Source organism: Pseudomonas sp. B21-053, from assembly GCF_026016365.1.
Classification (GTDB): domain Bacteria; phylum Pseudomonadota; class Gammaproteobacteria; order Pseudomonadales; family Pseudomonadaceae; genus Aquipseudomonas; species Aquipseudomonas nunensis.
Genome location: NZ_CP087205.1, coordinates 5,410,341 through 5,426,572, shown reverse-complemented (window position 1 = coordinate 5,426,572; position 16,232 = coordinate 5,410,341). Strand labels below are relative to the sequence as shown.

10 protein-coding genes are annotated in these 16,232 nt (G+C 59.0%); 9 read left to right on the top strand and 1 reads right to left on the bottom strand.

All coding sequences use genetic code 11. The features are described from left to right. Nucleotides 1-394 precede the first annotated feature (394 nt). From acs to argR, 7 genes are all read left to right on the top strand, one after another. On the top strand, nt 395-2,350 hold the full coding sequence (acs, locus tag LOY68_RS24240) for an acetate--CoA ligase (protein ID WP_163912732.1): 1,956 nt from the start codon (nt 395-397) through the stop codon (nt 2,348-2,350). A 642-nt stretch (nt 2,351-2,992) separates the two neighbouring features. Further along, nucleotides 2,993-3,766, top strand: a complete 774-nt coding sequence (locus LOY68_RS24235) for an ABC transporter substrate-binding protein (protein ID WP_054044774.1) — start codon at nt 2,993-2,995, stop codon at nt 3,764-3,766. A 91-nt stretch (nt 3,767-3,857) separates the two neighbouring features. After that, nucleotides 3,858-4,547 carry an ABC transporter permease gene (locus tag LOY68_RS24230; protein ID WP_054044772.1) on the top strand — a complete coding sequence of 230 codons (690 nt, stop codon included), beginning with the start codon at nt 3,858-3,860 and terminating at the stop codon, nt 4,545-4,547. Then, nucleotides 4,544-5,242, top strand: coding sequence for an ABC transporter permease (locus tag LOY68_RS24225; RefSeq protein WP_054044770.1), 699 nt, complete (start codon nt 4,544-4,546; stop codon nt 5,240-5,242). Before LOY68_RS24230 ends, LOY68_RS24225 begins: the two co-directional genes overlap by 4 nt. A 1-nt stretch (nt 5,243) precedes the next feature. Next, on the top strand, nt 5,244-6,356 hold the full coding sequence (locus tag LOY68_RS24220) for a M14 family metallopeptidase (protein WP_265040407.1): 1,113 nt from the start codon (nt 5,244-5,246) through the stop codon (nt 6,354-6,356). 27 nt (nt 6,357-6,383) lie between these two features. Further along, nucleotides 6,384-7,148: an ABC transporter ATP-binding protein gene (locus LOY68_RS24215; protein WP_054044765.1), complete on the top strand. Its 765-nt coding sequence runs from the start codon at nt 6,384-6,386 to the stop codon at nt 7,146-7,148. Between the two features lie 237 nt (nt 7,149-7,385). Beyond that, nucleotides 7,386-8,366: a transcriptional regulator ArgR gene (gene argR, locus LOY68_RS24210; protein WP_054044763.1), complete on the top strand. Its 981-nt coding sequence runs from the start codon at nt 7,386-7,388 to the stop codon at nt 8,364-8,366. A gap of 22 nt (nt 8,367-8,388) precedes the next feature. Here the strand turns inward: argR and LOY68_RS24205 are convergent, their stop codons facing one another. Continuing rightward, a complete protein-coding gene (locus tag LOY68_RS24205; RefSeq protein ID WP_265040404.1) occupies nt 8,389-13,422 on the bottom strand; it encodes a dermonecrotic toxin domain-containing protein in 5,034 nt (1,677 codons plus the stop codon). Between the two features lie 307 nt (nt 13,423-13,729). On the opposite strand from LOY68_RS24205, the gene LOY68_RS24200 reads away from it, so the two are divergent. Both LOY68_RS24200 and aruF read left to right on the top strand, forming a co-directional pair. After that, entirely contained in the window at nt 13,730-14,950 is a 1,221-nt protein-coding gene (locus LOY68_RS24200; RefSeq protein WP_163912738.1) for an aspartate aminotransferase family protein, read from the top strand. 223 nt (nt 14,951-15,173) lie between these two features. Further along, complete coding sequence (gene aruF / locus LOY68_RS24195; RefSeq protein WP_054044757.1) at nt 15,174-16,193, top strand: arginine/ornithine succinyltransferase subunit alpha; 1,020 nt, start codon at nt 15,174-15,176, stop codon at nt 16,191-16,193. Nucleotides 16,194-16,232: the final 39 nt, after the last annotated feature.

The window sequence follows — 16,232 nt, the reverse complement described above, 5'->3', positions numbered from 1 at the left end:
CGTGAGGGATCACGCAATCCTTTTGAGATTGCGTGTGGAACTTCAGTACTTGGTTGTTTGATTAACTGCCTTCGTGGGGGCTGCTACTTGGTTAATCAGGTTTGCCTTGTTGGCGAGGCTGATTTTAGGCGTGGGGGTTACATTCATATACCCATGGTTTTGATAAACACCTTTCGCGGATTTGGTAACAATCCTTGGGGAGATCAAAAGATCGCAGGCTTCGCCAGCTCCTACGGGGGGCGGAGGTGCCCGAATTACAAGGGTTTGAGCAACCAGCGGGGGGATCCAAGACGTTTTGTAGGGGCTTGTTACTACCATCGTCGAATGGTTCTATAGGCCCGGCCCGGCTACAACAGGGTCATACAAAAACAACTATTCCACCGAGGTAAGAAAGATGAGTGCGGCTTCTCTGTATCCCGTTCGTCCCGAGGTAGCAGCCAATACGCTGACTGACGAGGCCACCTATAAGGCCATGTACCAGCAGTCGGTCGTCAACCCGGATGGCTTCTGGCGCGAACAAGCCAGGCGCCTCGACTGGATCAAGCCTTTCACCACGGTGAAACAGACGTCCTTCGACGATCACCATGTCGACATCAAGTGGTTCGCCGACGGCACGCTGAACGTTTCCTACAACTGCCTCGACCGTCATCTGGCCGAGCGCGGCGATCAAATCGCGATTATCTGGGAAGGGGATGACCCTGCCGAGAGTCGCAACATCACCTACCGCGAGCTGCACGAACAAGTCTGCAAGTTCGCCAACGCCTTGCGCGGCCAGGATGTACACCGCGGCGACGTGGTGACTATCTATATGCCGATGATCCCCGAAGCCGTGGTCGCCATGTTGGCTTGCACCCGGATCGGCGCGATTCACTCGGTAGTGTTCGGCGGGTTCTCGCCGGAAGCCCTGGCCGGTCGCATCATCGACTGCCGTTCCAAAGTGGTGATCACCGCTGACGAAGGCATTCGTGCTGGCAAGAAAATCCCGCTCAAGTCCAACGTCGACGACGCGCTGACCAACCCAGAAACCAGCAGCATCCAGAAAGTCATCGTGTGCAAACGCACCGGTGGCGACATCAAGTGGAACCAGCATCGCGACATCTGGTACGAAGACCTGATGAAAGTGGCGGGCAGTGTGTGCGCGCCGAAAGAGATGGGCGCTGAAGAAGCACTGTTCATCCTTTATACCTCCGGTTCGACCGGTAAGCCGAAGGGTGTACAGCACACCACCGCCGGCTACCTGTTGTACGCGGCGATGACTCACGAGCGCGTGTTCGATTACCGTCCGGGCGAAGTCTACTGGTGCACCGCCGACGTTGGTTGGGTCACCGGCCACAGTTACATCGTCTACGGCCCGCTGGCCAATGGCGCGACCACGCTGCTGTTCGAAGGTGTGCCGAACTACCCGGACATCACCCGGGTGGCGAAAATCGTCGACAAGCATAAGGTCAACATCCTCTACACCGCACCAACGGCGATCCGCGCGATGATGGCGTCGGGCAAGGCCGCCGTTGAAGGCGCTGATGGCAGCAGCCTGCGCCTGCTCGGTTCGGTGGGTGAACCGATCAATCCGGAAGCGTGGGATTGGTACTACAAGAACGTCGGCCAGTCCCGTTGCCCGATCGTCGATACCTGGTGGCAGACCGAAACGGGCGGCAACATGATGAGCCCGCTACCGGGTGCGCACGCGCTCAAGCCGGGTTCTGCTGCACGTCCGTTCTTCGGCGTGGTGCCAGCGTTGGTGGATAACCTGGGTAACATCATCGAAGGCGTTGCCGAGGGCAACCTGGTGATTCTCGATTCGTGGCCAGGCCAGGCGCGCACGCTGTATGGCGACCATGACCGCTTCGTCGATACCTACTTCAAGACGTTCCGTGGCATGTACTTCACCGGTGACGGTGCGCGTCGTGACGAAGACGGTTACTACTGGATCACCGGTCGCGTGGATGACGTGCTCAACGTGTCCGGCCACCGCATGGGCACCGCCGAGATCGAAAGCGCGATGGTTGCCCACCCGAAAGTCGCGGAAGCGGCGGTGGTCGGTGTGCCGCACGACATCAAGGGGCAGGGCATTTATGTCTACGTCACCCTGATCGGTGGCGAAGAGCCGAGCGAGCAATTGCGCCTGGAGCTGAAAAACTGGGTGCGTAAAGAGATCGGCCCGATTGCTTCTCCGGATGTTATCCAGTGGGCGCCGGGGCTGCCGAAAACCCGTTCGGGCAAGATCATGCGCCGGATTCTGCGCAAGATTGCTACCGCCGAATACGACGGGTTGGGGGATATCTCCACCCTGGCGGATCCGGGTGTGGTGCAGCATTTGATTGATACGCACAAGACGATGAACGTCGCTTAAGCAGCGTTCGATATCATTGAAACCCTGCCAGGTGTTGCGCCTGGTGGGGGTTTTTATTGTTGAAAATCAAAAGATCGCAGCCTTCGGCAGCTCCTACAGTAGAAGGCGTCCGGCGTAGGAGCTGCCGAAGGCTGCGATCTTTTGATCTTGATCTTCAACCAATAATTATCGGCATCCCCCGCAGGCGATTTCCCACTGTTACCCGACTTCGCGAAAGTAACTGAATGTGTAACCTCACGCCCAGCGACGGGGCATTGGGAAACGCAAAGCCCCGTTTCAGGGCCTCTGAACCGCCCATGAAAAATAAGACACCACGCTATGCTTGCCGGATTAGAAGGGTTTGCCAATAATAGGCCCGCAATTTGCAGCATAGATCGGTTCACAATCTTTTGCTCTTGCATGAAATTGCAAGGCTGTCAACGTGCCCAAGCGGCTTTCTCAGTGCATCTGTAATTTGTTGTCGCATTGAAGAAATATCGGCTTCGGGCCTGTCGTTAGAATGCCGATCACTCGCTCGTCGTTGCTCGCGTTGAAAATAACGCGGGTTTCCCAGGACGCAGCATCGCTTTGCGGTTTAACCCATTCGCATATTGGGCTTGTGCTCACTCTGCCGTTTTCGCCCTTTACCGATGGAGTCCCAAGATGAAGAAACTTGTGCTGCTTGGCGCCCTGGCACTGTCCGTGCTGTCCCTGCCGACGTTCGCTGATGAAAAGCCTCTTAAGATCGGTATCGAAGCGGCCTACCCTCCGTTTGCCTCCAAGGCACCGGACGGCAGCATCGTTGGTTTCGACTACGACATCGGCAACGCTCTGTGCGAGCAGATGCAGGTCAAGTGCGTCTGGGTCGAGCAAGAGTTCGACGGTCTGATCCCTGCACTCAAAGTGCGCAAGATCGACGCGATCCTGTCGTCCATGTCGATCACTGAAGATCGCAAGAAGTCCGTGGACTTCACCAACAAGTACTACAACACCCCGGCTCGCCTGGTCATGAAGGCCGGCACTCAGGTCAGCGAAGGTTTGACCGAGCTCAAGGGCAAGAACATCGGCGTGCAACGTGGTTCGATCCACGAGCGTTTCGCCCGCGAAGTCCTGGCCCCGCTGGGTGCCGAGATCAAGCCTTACGGTTCGCAGAACGAAATCTACCTCGACGTGGCCGCTGGCCGCCTCGACGGCACCGTGGCAGACGCTACGCTGCTGGATGACGGTTTCCTGAAAACCGACGCCGGCAAAGGTTTCGCCTTCGTTGGCCCGGCCTTCACCGACGTCAAATACTTCGGCGACGGCGTAGGTATCGCGGTTCGTAAAGGCGATGCACTGAAAGACAAGATCAACGGTGCGATCACCGCCATTCGCGAGAACGGCAAATACAAGCAAATCCAGGACAAGTACTTCGCCTTCGATATCTACGGCAAGTAACACGTTCCAGCGACAAGTCCGAAATGGCGCAAGCAACAGGATCTCTGAGGTTTGCGCCATTTTTTCATCCCAACTTTCGAGGACCTGAATCATGTTGAAAGGCTACGGGGCTGTCATCCTCGATGGCGCATGGCTGACGCTTCAGCTCGCCTTGTCGTCCATGGTCTTGGCCATCGTTCTGGGTCTGATCGGCGTTTCGCTGCGTCTGTCCCCGATCCGCTGGCTGGCCTGGCTGGGCGACCTGTATTCCACGGTGATCCGCGGCATTCCCGACCTGGTACTGATCCTGCTGATTTTCTATGGTGGCCAAGACCTGCTCAACCGCGTCGCACCGATGCTCGGCTTTAACGACTACATCGACTTGAATCCATTGGCTGCCGGTATTGGCACCCTCGGTTTCATCTTTGGTGCGTACCTGTCGGAAACCTTCCGTGGCGCCTTCATGGCAATCCCGAAAGGTCAGGCAGAAGCCGGCATGGCCTACGGCATGAGCAGTTTTCAGGTGTTCTTCCGGGTGTTGGTGCCGCAGATGATTCGTCTGGCGATTCCGGGTTTCACCAACAACTGGCTGGTGTTGACCAAGGCTACCGCGCTGATTTCGGTGGTGGGTCTGCAAGACATGATGTTCAAGGCCAAGCAGGCGGCAGATGCCACCCGCGAGCCTTTCACCTTCTTCCTCGCAGTGGCGGCGATGTACCTGGTGATCACCAGTGTCTCGTTGCTGGCACTGCGTCACCTTGAGAAGCGCTACTCGGTAGGCGTAAGGGCGGCTGATCTATGATCTTCGACTACAACGTCATTTGGGAGTCCCTGCCGCTGTACTTCGGCGGCCTGGTGACCACCCTCAAATTGCTCGCGCTGTCGCTGTTTTTTGGTCTGCTGGCGGCCCTGCCGCTGGGGCTGATGCGCGTTTCCAAGAACGCTGTCGTCAACATGACGGCCTGGCTGTTCACCTACGTCATTCGCGGCACGCCGATGCTGGTGCAACTGTTTTTGATCTACTACGGTTTGGCGCAATTCGAAGCGGTGCGTGAAAGCTTCCTGTGGCCATGGCTGTCCAGCGCGACGTTCTGTGCGTGCCTGGCCTTTGCGATCAACACCAGCGCCTACACCGCCGAAATCATCGCCGGTAGCCTGCGCGCTACGCCTAACGGCGAGATCGAAGCGGCCAAGGCCATGGGCATGTCGCGCTACAAAATGTACAAGCGCATCCTGTTGCCGTCGGCCCTGCGCCGGGCGCTGCCGCAGTACAGCAACGAAGTGATCATGATGCTGCAGACCACCAGTCTGGCGTCCATCGTGACCCTGATCGACATCACCGGTGCCGCGCGCACGGTCAACGCCCAGTTCTACCTGCCGTTCGAAGCCTACATCACCGCTGGCGTGTTCTACCTGTGCCTGACCTTCATCCTGGTCAAGCTGTTCAAACTGGCCGAGCGCCGCTGGCTGGGCTATATGGCCCCGCGGAAGCACTGATATGGAACGCATCGATCACGTATTGCCGTGGAGCCATCTGGGCAGCGAACGCCAGATTTCGGTGTTCCGCTTCGGGACCGGCGAGCGCAAGGCCTACATCCAGGCCAGCCTGCACGCCGATGAACTGCCGGGCATGCGCACCGCCTGGGAGCTGAAAAAGCGTTTAGGTGAGCTCGAAGCCCAAGGCTTGCTCAACGGCGTGATTGAACTGGTGCCGGTGGCCAATCCGATGGGCCTCGGCCAACTGCTGCAAGGCAATCATCAAGGGCGTTTCGAGGCAGGCAGCGGCAAGAACTTCAACCGGGATTTCGTCGAGCTCAGCGCGCCAGTGGCCGCCGAGCTGGAAGGGCGCCTGGGGGATGATCCCCACGCCAATATCCGCTTGATCCGTCAGGCCATGAGCGATCATCTGGCGGCATTGCCAGCGGCGAGCAGCCAGTTGCAAGGCATGCAGCGTATCTTGCTCAGCCATGCCTGTACCGCCGACGTCGTGCTGGATTTGCATTGCGACGCCGAAGCCGCGCTGCACATGTACGCCTTGCCGCAACACTGGCCGCAATGGCGTTCGCTGGCCGCGCACCTGAATGTGAAAGTGGGTTTGCTGGCGGAAGATTCCGGCGGCAGTTCTTTTGATGAAGCCTGCTCGCTGCCGTGGTTGCGTTTGTCGCGCCACTTCCCGGACGCGCAGGTTCCATTGGCGTGCCTGGCGACCACCATTGAATTGGGTGGTCAGGCTGACACCGACCGCCCGCAAGCTGAATTCCAGGCCGAAGGCATTCTGGCGTTCCTCGCCGAGCAAGGCCTGATCAGCGGCGAGTGGCCGAAACCGGCACACGAAGCCTGTGAAGGCATGCCGTTCGAAGGCACCGAGTTGTTGTTCGCGCCGCACCCTGGTGTGGTGAGTTTCCTGCGTAAACCCGGTGAGTGGATTGAAGCCGGCGATGAGATTTTCGAAGTGATCGATCCGTTGGCGGATCGGGTCAGCACGGTGTGTGCTGGTACGTCCGGGGTGCTGTTTGCCATTGAACGGCTACGTTATGCCCAACCCGGTTTCTGGCTGGCCAAGGTGGCGGGGCGCGAAGCGCTGCGTCACGGGCGCTTGCTCAACGACTGACTGACTGTTTTTGTGAGAACCGACCGCATGTACAAACTTGAAGTCCAAGACCTGCATAAACGCTATGGCAGTCACGAAGTGCTCAAGGGCGTGTCCCTGAAAGCGGCGGCTGGCGATGTGATCAGCATCATCGGCTCCAGTGGCTCCGGCAAAAGTACCTTCCTGCGCTGCATCAACCTGCTCGAGCAGCCGCACGCGGGCAAGATCCTGCTCAACAACGAAGAGCTGAAACTGGTTTCGAACAAGGACGGCGCGCTGAAGGCTGCTGACCCGAAACAGTTGCAGCGCATGCGTTCGCGCCTGTCGATGGTGTTCCAGCATTTCAACCTGTGGTCGCACATGACCGCGCTGGAAAACATCATGGAAGCGCCGGTCCACGTGCTCGGCATGTCCAAGGCCGAGGCTCGTGAAAAGGCTGAGCACTACCTGAACAAGGTCGGCGTAGCGCATCGTAAAGACGCTTACCCGGGCCACATGTCCGGCGGCGAACAACAGCGCGTGGCGATTGCCCGTGCGCTGGCGATGGAGCCTGAGGTGATGCTGTTCGACGAACCGACTTCGGCCCTCGATCCGGAACTGGTGGGCGACGTGCTGAAAGTCATGCAGGCCCTGGCGCTGGAAGGCCGGACCATGGTGGTGGTGACCCACGAAATGGGCTTCGCCCGTGAAGTGTCGAACCAACTGGTGTTCCTGCATAAAGGCATCGTCGAAGAAAGCGGCAACCCGCGTGAGGTGCTGGTCAATCCACAGTCCGAACGCTTGCAACAATTCCTCTCGGGCAGCCTGAAGTAAACCGAACTCCCGCTGCGCACCGTGTAGGAGCTGTCGAGTGAAACGAGGCTGCGATCTTTTGATCTTGATTGTTTCAAATCAAAAGATCGCAGCCTCGTTTCACTCGACAGCTCCTACAGGGGAGGCAACAAGCCGGATCCCACATTCAGATTTCGGTTGGCTTTTGAGATTTACGTTCATTTACGGGCTAGCATTGGCCCATGCCTTCATCACTGTTTGAGTTTCGGATTGCCCACCATGACTGCCCATCGAATTGGTTTCCTGATTTGGCCCAGCACTAAAGCTCTGACGCTTGCGCTGGCTGAGGAGGCCTTGCGTGTTGCCCAGCGTGTGCATCCGGACGTTGTCTACGAACTGTCGTTCTTGCAGGCCGAACCGCCGACCGAAGGCGCCTGGCAATTGCCCGGTGAACCGTGGGCCGGCAAGCTCGAAAACTTCCAGAAGTTGTTTCTGCTCGCCGACGAGCCGCCGACCGCGCTCGCGCCAGCCCTCAGCAGTTCGCTGAAACAACTGGTGCGTGCCGGTTGCGTGATCGGTGGCTTATCCGCCGGGGTTTACCCATTGGCGCAGCTCGGTTTGCTCGACGGTTATCGTGCGGCCGTGCATTGGCGCTGGCAGGACGATTTTGCCGAGCGCTTCCCGAAAGTCATCGCCACCAGTCACCTGTTCGACTGGGATCGTGATCGCCTGACCGCGTGCGGTGGCCTGTCGGTACTCGACTTGCTGCTGGCGGTATTGGCTCGCGACCACGGCGCCGAACTGGCCGGTGCGGTATCGGAAGAACTGGTGGTTGAACGCATCCGTGAGGGCGGCGAACGCCAGCGTATTCCACTGCAAAACCGCCTTGGCTCCAGCCATCCGAAGCTCACCCAAGCGGTGTTGCTGATGGAAGCCAACATCGAAGAACCCCTGACAACCGACGAAATCGCCCAGCACGTGTGCGTATCCCGTCGGCAGTTGGAGCGAATCTTCAAGCAATACCTCAACCGCGTGCCGAGCCAGTACTACCTGGAATTGCGCCTGAACAAGGCCCGGCAGATGTTGATGCAAACCAGCAAGTCGATCATCCAGATCGGCCTGTCCTGTGGCTTTTCTTCGGGGCCGCACTTCTCCAGCGCCTACCGCAACTTCTTCGGCGCCACGCCGCGGGAAGATCGCAACCAGCGGCGTAGCAGCAGTCCATTCGAGTTATCGTCAGTGCCTTCAGAGCGCGGTTGATCTGTCGCTCAACGCCCTCGTTTCATTGTTCAGTCTCTGAATTGTCTGAGTTCGAAACCTCCATCTCGGCGGTTTCAATGATTTGTTCAACGCCAAAATCGGTGCTGTTCTGTTTGAAGTAGGCGTGCAGCAACTGCAAGCTTCTTTCGGAAAACGGATTGCCCCGCAGGTTGATGCTTTCGCCGGTTTCCATCGGAAGTTCGAGGAGATCGCTGGGCAGTTCTCTTATGGCGTTATTGCTCAGGTTGGCGGTATCCAGCGATTTCAACTTCAGCAAACCCGGTGGCAGCTCGGTGATGTGCGTGTCATTGAGAACCAGCGTGGACAGGTCCGGCATCTGACTGATATCGGGTGTGCGCATCAATGGGTTGTTGCTCAGGTCGAGGAAGTCCATACGTTCCATACTAGCCAGTCCAGCAACCGTATTCTCCGTGAGGCTGATGCGGCAGTTGGAGAGTACCAGCGCGGTCAGTTCGCCCATGTTGAATACCGACTGCGGAATATTACCCAGACGGTATTCACGAATGGTCAGGCCCTTGAGCTTGGGAAAACACCTCAGGAATCCATCGCTGACCGACGTCTGCCCGGCGTAGCTGTGCAGGTACAGGTGGGATATGTGACTGAAGTCAGCGCTCAGTGTGGGTAGCTCACCACTGATCACCAGTGACAGGCTGAGTTCATAGGAGGGCTCGGGACCTGGGTTGAAGTCATCCTGCATGGTTTCCCGACGCCAGGCTCGTTCAACAGTATTTTTGAATTCATCCCGGGCGTAGTGCTCCACCATCAGTTGTCGTGGGCTGAAAGGTGCACCGCTGGCGGGATGCAGCGCAGGAAGGTTGCCGCTCCATGCCGCCAGACTGTCGCACAAGGTGGTGTACTCGGTTTCCAGACGAGTGAGTTCGGTTCGGCCAGTCTCCAGTGTGCCGGGGAGATTCTGTACAAAATCGCTGGCCTGTTCGCGTTCCATAAAGGGATAGAGCGCGGCCACCCGCTCGATATCGGCCTGGTCGGCCTGCACGCCCAGATTTTCCCGAACTTTCTGAAAGTAGCTTTTCACCCGGTTTCTGCTGTCGACGGACAGCGGGTTGCTGGAAAAATCGAAACCCTCGGTCTTGCGTGCAGGCAACTGGAACAGTTGCGCGGGCAGTTCGGTGAACTGGTTCTCGGAGAAAATCGCTGTCTCCAGGCTGGGCAGGTCGAGCAGACCGGGGGGAAGGCTGGAAATGCCGGTATCCCCTAGGTCGATGTAATCCAGTTCAGTCATGGCCTCGACACTGAACACTCGCCCCAAGGGGTTTTTGTAAAGTTCCAGCGTACGCATCTTGCTCAAGGACGCCAGCACTGCCTGGGCATCGGCGGTCAATGTGATCGCGCAATTGCTGAGGATTAACTGATTGAGGTTCGACAATGATGGGAGGGCGTCAGGCAGGGTGGCCAACGGAATGTTGCGCACTTCCAGGCGACGCAGGCCGGTGAAGCGGCGCAGAAACGCATGGGTGCCGCGTATCGTCTCGCTGCCTTCCAGGGTCAGATAAGCAATGTGGCTGAAGTCCGCCGCAAACGTCGGTAGGTCGCCCATGATCGGGCGCGTGAACCGGAACATGTAGCCGCGATTGCCGGCATCCATGTCGCCATCGTTGAGCGCGGTCTGGCGCCGCCAACAGCGTTGCAATTCGTCCGCGAGCAGTCGGTGGTTGCGGCGCGCGGTGGTCAGTTGACGGGGGCTGAGCAGGGCGCCGGTTTCAGGGTGATGGAGTGGCGTGGCCTCGAGCCAGGTGCGTAGATCCTGGCTCAGCCGTTCAAATTCGTTGTACAGGCGCGAGATTTCTACCCGCGCTCCCGAGGGATGCCGCTGCAGTTCACGGATAAAGATCTCGACCTCGCCCGCGTTGAAGGACGGATAAAGCGCCTGAACGTACTCTTGCAGTGACGTTGCGCCGGGATGGATACGTGGATAGCCATCGGTGCCGCCGGGCAGTCGCATGACGTTAGGATCGTAGTTGGGCTTGAGCAGCGGTTGCTGTGACAGGATGTCTTGCAGTTCCGCGTGGCTCAGTGCGTTTTCGGTGATGACCTGTTTGAGCTGCGGGCCTTGTCCGGTTTGCAGGTTCAACCCTTTGCGCTCGCTATCGGGCAGTGCCCGCAACAGGCTGTTATAGAAATCCTCGGCGCCGGACAGTTGCTGGCCGAACTCGTCAAACGCTTGGTAGTCGCCGTCTTCGAGTTGCACCAGCACCTTGCGCTGGGGCGCGTCGGGCCGGCCGATGCTGTCGATGGTTTCGCCGTTAAATGAATATCGGTTGACCTCAATCCGCACTTCCCCCGACCAGCCCGGCAGACGGGGTATGGAATGCAGTGCCAGCCGCTCGGCATCCGGGTTGTTGCGGGCACCCAACTCCAGGCTTTCGCGAGCGCGCACGGCACGCACCTGCTGTTGCGCCCAGCGTGCCAGTTCCTTGAGCCGAGGGGCGAGCGTGCCTTGTTCCAGTTGTTGCCATTCGATACCGCTGGCCGAGTTCAGCAGTTCCTCGGCAAGAAGGCCGGGCAGGCCAGGGACCGCATCCATCAGGCGCTGGGCCAGCGGGTCCACGGCGGGAGCCTGAGCGCGGTAACGGGCGTCGAACAACGAGTGACGTTGTGACTGTGCAATCTCTGCAATTCTGGTCCTCAAGTTTCTGGCCCGTATCGCAGGGGCCAGCGTCGGCGCACCGAAGGTTTCTTCGAACAACGCCTTGATTTCGTCTTCCGTGAGGCATTTCAGTGTGGCCTCGAGTGCATCGCCGTTACTGGCTCGAATGTCATACGTACGCGGTTGGACTTGGGCGTATTGCCACAACACCTCACCGTTGCCGTCAATCAATCGAAGTCCTTTGTTCGCCGGCCATGGGAAGTTTTCGGTCAGCAGTTGTAGCTGGGTTATCGGGTCGGCAGTCGCATAAGTCTCGGGGTCTTCGCTGCCGATCCGCTCGATAAAGGTCTGTATATCCTTGTCGATCCTGAAGCGTACAAGAGTGTCAGCCAGCAGCGGCGGCAAGGTTTCATGATCGACATGCATCCGCCTTACGCTATTTTCGTGATGGCCGCTGATCTTGAGCACTTGCTCGCGTTCCGCCTCGGACAGCGAATCGGCTGCATGACCCAGACGTTGAAGAAGATTGCGGCCGTCCCACTTCAGCGGCTGTTCAAGTTCGGTGTGCCAGGCGCCGTTGTGGTTGTGCTGCAGCAATGGTTTGTAGGCGTCGCCTCGGGTCGGGTGTTCGATGTGGAATCGTCCCTGAGTAGAACCCTGCGTGACCTCATAGTGCGTGCTGTCCAGCTGCAGGATTTTCTTTCCGGCATGGGTATGCAGACCGAGCGCATCGGGCCTGCTGCTGGCCGGCAAAGTGACGTTCTGTTCATAAGGTTTGAAATCACCGTTCCAGTAGCGGGTTTTACCGGAGACTGATTTCACGGGGAGAAAGCGGTCAATGAAGTCCACGCACTCCTTGGGCATGACGTTGCGAAACTCCCCCGCCACAATGCTGCCGCCGGCCGCGAAGGCGCCCAGTTGGACGATGGATTCAATGAACGCCAGGGTGTGCTCGAGGGCTTGTTGGGTCAGGTCTTGCGACCATTCCACGATGGATTCGAAAGCCTCGTCCAGCAGTTGATACACCATATAAGCCATCATCATTTCGCCCAGGACCGGCACAAACGGCAGGACTACGAAGGCGGCAACCTGCAACAGTGTCGACGCGATGCTGGTGAAGGAATCCCATAGCTCCCATCGCGCCTTGCGGTCGGCGCTCGCGGTGGACACGGCCAGCGTGCGCGCATCGTTAAGAATCTTGTCGAGCTTGCGCTGATAAAGGTGTTGCCACAGATCACCGGGGATCGGCGTGGCGGAAAATTGCAGGTTTGCATGTTTGGTCGGTGATTCACGCCAGGAGGGCAGCGGATCGCCGGGCGCGCGCGGATGCCAGGTGATTTGCGTCAGGCGGCTGTTCAGGTTGGCGAAGAAGTAGCCGCGATCAGCGTGATCGACGAAGCGGCTAAAGAACTGCTGATAATCATGCGAGCGCAATTTTTCACTGAGCTCGGCCATGAAGTGTCCGCTGGACGGGTATTCCTTGATCGGGTGTTGCGGGTCGTCGGGTATGTAGACGATGACTCTCTCGGTGCCTCGGTACTGCTCCAGGTCCGGGGCGAACAAGACGATGCCGGTCAGGCGCGCAGACATCATCGTCAGGTCGTGGCAAAGCAGGGTTTTGCCATTGAGCATCATGCCTTGCACAGCGCTCGCCATCCCGAGCATGGCGCGATAGGCGTCGTCCTTGAGCGTGTCTTTGTGCAGCAGCGCCAGTTCCAGGGCCATGCGTAATGCGGCTTTATGGCTTTCCAGGATCGACGGGCGGAGAACGGCGGCGGCCATCGGGTTACTTACGCCGAGGTTGTCTTCGAGCCAGGCCTGATAGTTACCGCCGATATCCAGTTCGCGACACAGCGCGGCGAAAGCGGCAATCGTCAGGGTGTCCCTGAGGTGATTCAAGGTTTCGAATTGCCCGGAGGACGACGGCTGGGTGATGAAGGTTGAGTCGGATTCGTAGGCGCCGGCGCTGGTTTCCGACACTTCGAAGTTGTGCAAGGCAGCGTCGAGCAACGACACGGTCCAGATCCTGGCCGCACCGGACCTGATCGGGAACCAGGGAATCGAGTCTGGAATATAGAGGCGCAAAAACGTGGCGTTCACGTCCAGGTCCAGGCCGAAGCGTCGTTGGAGGGAGCTGCGCAGCAAGGGCTCGCCAAAGGTCCGGGCGTCTTGCAGGTGTTCGAGGCGTTCGTCCACGCGGTTCTGGGCGATCCAGTAGGCGGCATTCAGCCGTTTCAGCACGATGTGCTGGCCGTTTGAGGCGGCGCGAAACTCTTCCGGCAAGTGGGGGGCGGTTTTGCCCAGTGCGATTCGCCTTTTGGCGGAAGCCTTGAGCAGCCACTGCGGCAGATTATTGGCCAGATGATCGAAATGACTGTCCGGGTGGTTTAGCCACGCCGGTGTCGGCGACGGGTTGGAATGATCCACGGCTTTCGTCCTTGAGTGGGTCGGCGCTCAAGGAAACCCGTTTTGCCAAACGCATGTGCGGTACATAGTCACCGCACATTCGCCAACGGCTTGAAATCTAATGTCGCCCGCGCTGCCGCTAATCCCGTGCATCGGTTTAAACTGCGCCTTTGCGACGGTATATGTCGCATTGCCGTAAACCCGGCTGAAACCGGGGTTTGCGCTATAAGAAGTTGTCGCTTGGCGGCAAGGCCGGGCTGAAAACTGTCCTTACAATCCCCTCATCGCTCGCCAGTTTCAGGCGAGCGTTCCTCTTCAGGAGACTCCGATGTCCGTTGAGCACGCTGCGGTAGAACGCGCCGATTTCGACCAGGTAATGGTTCCCAACTACGCGCCTGCCGCTTTCATCCCTGTGCGTGGTGCCGGTTCCCGCGTTTGGGACCAGTCTGGCCGCGAGCTGATCGACTTCGCCGGCGGGATTGCCGTTAACGTATTGGGCCACGCGCACCCGGCGCTGGTCGGTGCCTTGACCGAACAGGCGAACAAGCTGTGGCACGTGTCCAACGTGTTCACCAATGAGCCAGCCCTGCGCCTGGCACATAAGCTGATCGACGCCACGTTTGCCGAGCGCGTGTTCTTCTGCAACTCCGGCGCCGAAGCCAACGAGGCCGCTTTCAAGCTGGCCCGTCGCGTCGCCTTCGATCGTTTCGGTACCGAGAAGTACGAAATCATCGCCGCGCTGAACAGCTTCCACGGCCGTACCCTGTTCACCGTTAACGTCGGTGGCCAGTCGAAGTACTCCGACGGCTTCGGTCCTAAAATCACCGGCATCACCCACGTGCCTTACAACGATCTGGCGGCGCTGAAAGCGGCTATTTCCGACAAGACCTGCGCCGTGGTGCTGGAGCCGATCCAGGGCGAGGGCGGCGTGATGCCGGCCGAGTTGGCCTACCTGCAAGGCGCCCGCGAATTGTGCACCGAGCACAACGCGCTGTTGGTGTTCGACGAAGTGCAAACCGGCATGGGCCGCAGCGGCAAGCTGTTCGCCTACCAGCATTACGGCGTGACCCCGGACATCCTGACCAGCGCCAAGAGCCTGGGCGGCGGTTTCCCGATCGCGGCGATGCTGACCACTGAAGACCTGGCCAAACACCTGGTCGTCGGCACCCACGGCACCACCTACGGCGGTAACCCGCTGGCGTGTGCCGTTGCGGAAGCTGTCATCGACGTGATCAACACCCCGGAAGTGCTGAGCGGCGTTAACGCCAAGCACGACAAGTTCAAGGCGCGCCTGGAGCAGATCGGCGAGAAGTACGGCCTGTTTACTCAGGTTCGTGGCCTGGGCCTGTTGATCGGTTGCGTGCTGAACGATGCCTGGAAAGGCAAGGCCAAGGACATCTTCAACGCCGCCGAGCGTGAAGGCCTGATGATCCTGCAAGCCGGCCCGGACGTGATTCGTTTCGCCCCGAGCCTGGTGGTTGAAGACGCAGACATCGATGCTGGCCTGGACCGTTTCGAACGCGCTGCAGCGAAACTGGCTCAAGCCTGATAGACCCATCGACGCCTGACATTTCAGGCGTCGATCCAAATTTTTATGCCGGACCGGATCAAATGTGGGAGCGGGCTTGCTCGCGAAAGCGGTGGGTCAGACACCAGCAATGTCGACTGATACACCGCTTTCGCGAGCAAGCCCGCTCCCACATTAGTCCGAGTCGTTTCAGGACTGGTCCGGCTATTTTCCTATAAGAGTTTTACGAGAAAGGAGTGACACCATGCTGGTGATGCGCCCCGCGCAAATGGCTGATCTGGGCGAGGTACAGCGTCTGGCTGCGGACAGCCCGATTGGTGTCACTTCCTTGCCGGATGACGTTGAACGCCTGAGCGACAAGATCGCCGCGAGCGAAGCGTCGTTTTCCGCTGAAGTCAGCTTCAACGGTGAAGAGAGCTATTTCTTCGTCCTCGAAGACAGTGCCACCGGCAAACTGGTGGGCTGCTCGGCGATCGTCGCGTCGGCCGGTTATTCCGAGCCGTTCTACAGTTTCCGTAATGAAACCTTCGTGCACGCCTCCCGCGAGCTGAAGATTCATAACAAGATCCACGTGCTCTCCCAGTGCCACGACCTGACCGGCAACAGCTTGCTGACCAGTTTCTACGTGAAGCCTGAGTTGGTGGGTTCGCCGTGGGCGGAACTCAACTCCCGTGGCCGCCTGCTGTTTGTGGCCAGCCACCCGGAGCGCTTTGCCGATTCCGTGGTGACCGAGATCGTCGGCTACAGCGATGAAAATGGCGACTCGCCGTTCTGGGACGCGATCGGTCGCAACTTCTTCGACCTCAACTACGCCGCTGCCGAGCGTCTGTGCGGCCTGAAGAGCCGGACCTTCCTCGCCGAACTGATGCCGCATTACCCGATCTACGTGCCGTTGCTGCCGGACACCGCTCAAGAAGCGATGGGCCAAGTGCACCCACGGGCGCAGATCACCTTCGACATCCTGATGCGCGAAGGCTTCGAGACCGATCACTACATCGACATTTTCGACGGCGGCCCGACCTTGCACGCCCGTGTCTCGGGGATCCGTTCGATCGCCCAGAGCCGTGTAGTCCCGGTGAAAATCGGTGAGCCGGTCAAAGGCGCCGGTCGTCAGTACCTGGTGGCCAACGCCCAGTTGCAGGATTACCGCGCGGTATTGCTCGAGCTCGATTACGCGCCGGGCAAACCCGTGACCCTGGATCTAGAAGCGGCCGAAGCCTTGGGCGTCGGTGAAGGTGCCAGCGTGCGCCTGGTCGCGGTTTAAAGCCTTTCAGAGTGTTTCGCGGGTGGCGCAAGCGGCCCG